General features: G+C 73.0%; 2 protein-coding genes. One reads left to right on the plus strand and one right to left on the minus strand.

The annotated features are described in order from the left end of the window. Positions 1-75 precede the first annotated feature (75 nt). Positions 76-900 (minus strand): bifunctional 2-polyprenyl-6-hydroxyphenol methylase/3-demethylubiquinol 3-O-methyltransferase UbiG, encoded by an 825-nt coding sequence (locus tag K4G64_RS38810; RefSeq protein ID WP_221760549.1) that lies wholly within the window; start codon positions 898-900, stop codon positions 76-78. Between the two features lie 102 nt (positions 901-1,002). Between K4G64_RS38810 and K4G64_RS38815 the strand changes: the two genes are divergently transcribed. After that, positions 1,003-2,871: a prolyl oligopeptidase family serine peptidase gene (locus K4G64_RS38815; RefSeq protein ID WP_221760550.1), complete on the plus strand. Its 1,869-nt coding sequence runs from the start codon at positions 1,003-1,005 to the stop codon at positions 2,869-2,871. The last annotated feature ends 306 nt before the right edge of the window (positions 2,872-3,177 follow it).

Consider the following 3,177-nt stretch of genomic DNA (forward strand, 5'->3'; position numbering starts at 1 on the left):
GGGTCGGCAAGGGGGGCGCGGGCGGCGGGCGGTTCCGGACGGTGGGAAGGCCGCGCTTGGGCGGTCCTCACACGGTCAGTCCTTGCGGGCGCGGATCGAGTACATCAGCGGAATCCGCGGCCGGCCCGGCGGAAAGCGGAAGTAGCCGTCCCGCCGCTCGAAGCTCCCGAACCGCCGGAACAGCGACACGTCGTGCTCGTGCAGGAACTCGATCCGCAGCCCGGCCGCCGCGAGCGCCGAGACGACCTCGCCGACCGGATGCTGCCACTCGACCCGCCGGCTGTGCGTGAACTCGACGCCCTCGGCCGCGTACGATCCCGCGCTCTGTTCGACCCAGGCGTCCCGGGCGAAGTAGTCGTGCGTGATCCGCGAGCCGGTCTCGTCGTCGAGAACGTCGGTGAGCGGGTGGAACTCGGAGAGGTAGAGGAACCCGCCGGGGGCCACGAGCGCGGCGACGGTCTGAGCCCAGCGCCCGATGTCGGGCAGCCAGCACAGCGCGCCGACGCCGGTGTACACGACGTCGTACGACGGGTCCGGGACCGCGGCCACCGCGTCGTACACGTCCGCCGTGACGAACGCCGCCCGGTCCGGCCCGAGACCGAGGTCGCGCGCGAGACCGCGGGCCAGGTCGACGGCGGGTTCGGAGAAGTCGAGACCGACGACGCGGGCGGCGCCGTGCCGCGCCCAGGACAGCGTGTCGAGGCCGATGTGGCACTGCAGATGCAGCAGAGAGCGGTTGCCGACTTCGCCCACCTCGGCGAGCTCGAAGTCACGCAGGGGGTCATGACCGGCCCGGAAGGCGTCCAGATCGTAGAAATCACCGGCCACGTGCAGCGGCACCCTCTCGTCCCAGTGGGCGCGGTTGGCCTCTTTCCAGTCGGCCGGGGTGGGGGAGTACAAGGGTGCGACTCCTGACCTGCTCGGAGGGGGGACCGGTGGAGGTTATCCACAGGCTGGGGACCTCGCCAGCGAATTGTCGGCCGGGGCGGGCAGTATGGGGCCATGACTGAGAGCAACGGGTCCGACGTGCGGGATCAGCGGGACCAGCACGAGCAAGCGGTACAGGCGGGACGGCAGGAGCGGATGCCGGACTGGGAGAAGCGCTTTCGGGCGCCCCGGGTGTCCCTGCCCGACTGGGCGGAGGACGCGCCGGACCACTCCCTGTTCGTCTCGAACGCGACCGGGACGTACGAGCTGTACGCCTGGGACCGGTCGACGGGCGAGCAGCGCCAGGTGACGGACCGGCCGAACGGCACGACGGACGGCGTGCTGTCCCCGGACGGCGCGTGGATCTGGTGGTTCGACGACAAGGACGGCGACGAGTTCGGCGTATGGCGCCGCCAGCCCTTCACGGGCGGCGCGGACGAACCGGCCGCCGCGGGCCTGGAGCCCTCCTACCCGGCCGGCCTCGCCCTCGGCCGCGACGGGCGGACGGCGGTCGTGGGCCGTTCCACGGACGAGGACGGCACGACCATCCACCTCGTGCGCACCGGCGAGGACCCGGTGGAGATCTACCGGCACCGCGAGTCGGCCGGCGTCGGCGACCTCTCCCACGACGGCTCGCTCATCGCGATCGAGCACACCGAGCACGGCGACGCGATGCACTCGGCGCTGCGCGTCCTGCGCCCCGACGGCACGGCGGTCGCCGACCTCGACGACACCGAGGGCGGCACCCGCGAGCTGGGCCTGGAGGTCCTCGGCTTCGCCCCCGTCGACGGCGACACGCGCCTGCTCATCGGCCACCAGCGCCGGGGCCGCTGGGAGCCCATGGTGTGGGACGTGGCCACCGGCGAGCAGACGGACCTGGCGCTGGAGCTGCCGGGCGACGTCAGCGCCGAGTGGTACCCGGACGGCATCGGCCTGCTCATCGCGCACAGCTTCGAGGCCCGCAGCGAGCTGTTCCGCTACGACCTGGCCGGCCGCGCCCTCTCGGAGATCCCCACCCCGAAGGGCACGGTGTCGGGTGCGACGGCCCGGCCCGACGGCAGCGTGGAGTTCCTGTGGTCCTCGTCGGCCGCGCCGTCGGCGGTGCGCTCCACGACGGGCGGTGTCGTGCTCGACCCGCCCGGCATGAAGTCGCCCGGCTCGGTGCCGGTGGAGGACGTGTGGGTGGAGGGCCCGGGAGGCCGTATCCACGCCCTCGTCCAGAAGCCGCAGGGCGTGACCGGCCCGCTCCCCACGGTCTTCGACATCCACGGCGGCCCCACCTGGCACGACAGTGACTCCTTCGCGGCGGGCCCGGCGGCCTGGGTCGATCACGGCTATGCGGTGATCCGTGTCAACTACCGCGGTTCCACGGGCTACGGCCGTGCCTGGACGGACGCCCTGAAGCACCGTGTCGGCCTCATCGAGCTGGAGGACATCGCCGCGGTCCGTGAGTGGGCCGTCACGTCCGGTCTCGCCGACCCCGAGCGCCTGGTCCTCACCGGCGGCTCCTGGGGCGGCTACCTCACCCTGCTCGGCCTCGGCGTCCAGCCCGACGCGTGGACGCTGGGCATCGCGGCGGTGCCCGTCGCCGACTACGTCACGGCGTACCACGACGAGATGGAAGCGCTGAAGGCGATGGACCGCACGCTCCTCGGCGGCACGCCGGAGGAGGTGCCCGACCGCTTCGAGGCGTCCTCCCCCCTCACCTACGTCGACCAGGTCAAGGCCCCGGTCTACATCTCGGCCGGGGTCAACGACCCCCGCTGCCCGATCCGCCAGATCGAGAACTACGTCAAGCGCCTGGAGACGAGAGGCGCGGTGCACGAGGTGTACCGGTACGACGCCGGTCACGGCTCCCTGGTGGTGGACGAACGCATCAAGCAGGTCCGGTTGGAGCTGGAGTTCGCGGAGAGGCACCTGAAGGGGCGGGGGAGCGCCCAGTAACCGCCTCTCCCGCGGGCAGTCGTGCCGCTGGGGCGGCACGGGTGGGCGCGGGCGCACCCCGCTACGCCGGGTTGCGCAACGCCCCGGCCTCAGCGCACCGCCGGGTATCCGGTGACGCCGGGCGACGACCCGCTCGGCGTCACCGAGCGCACCTCGTGCCGCCGGGCGGCGAAGCTCACTCGGCGTCTACGCCCCCGCCCGCTCCCGACGCCTCCGCCCCAGCAACTCGGCCAACCCCCGCCGCGTCGCCGCCAGCACCACCCGGTCACCGGCCCCCAGCACATACGTAGGAGGCAGATCCCACAC

Source organism: Streptomyces sp. WAC04114, from assembly GCF_019733245.1.
In the GTDB taxonomy this organism is placed as follows: Bacteria; Actinomycetota; Actinomycetes; order Streptomycetales; family Streptomycetaceae; genus Streptomyces; species Streptomyces massasporeus_A.

Excerpts from the sequence above, each read along its gene's own strand:
- K4G64_RS38815 (WP_221760550.1), top strand. The coding sequence starts at position 1,003 with ATGACTGAGAGCAACGGGTCCGACGTGCGGGATCAGCGGGACCAGCAC.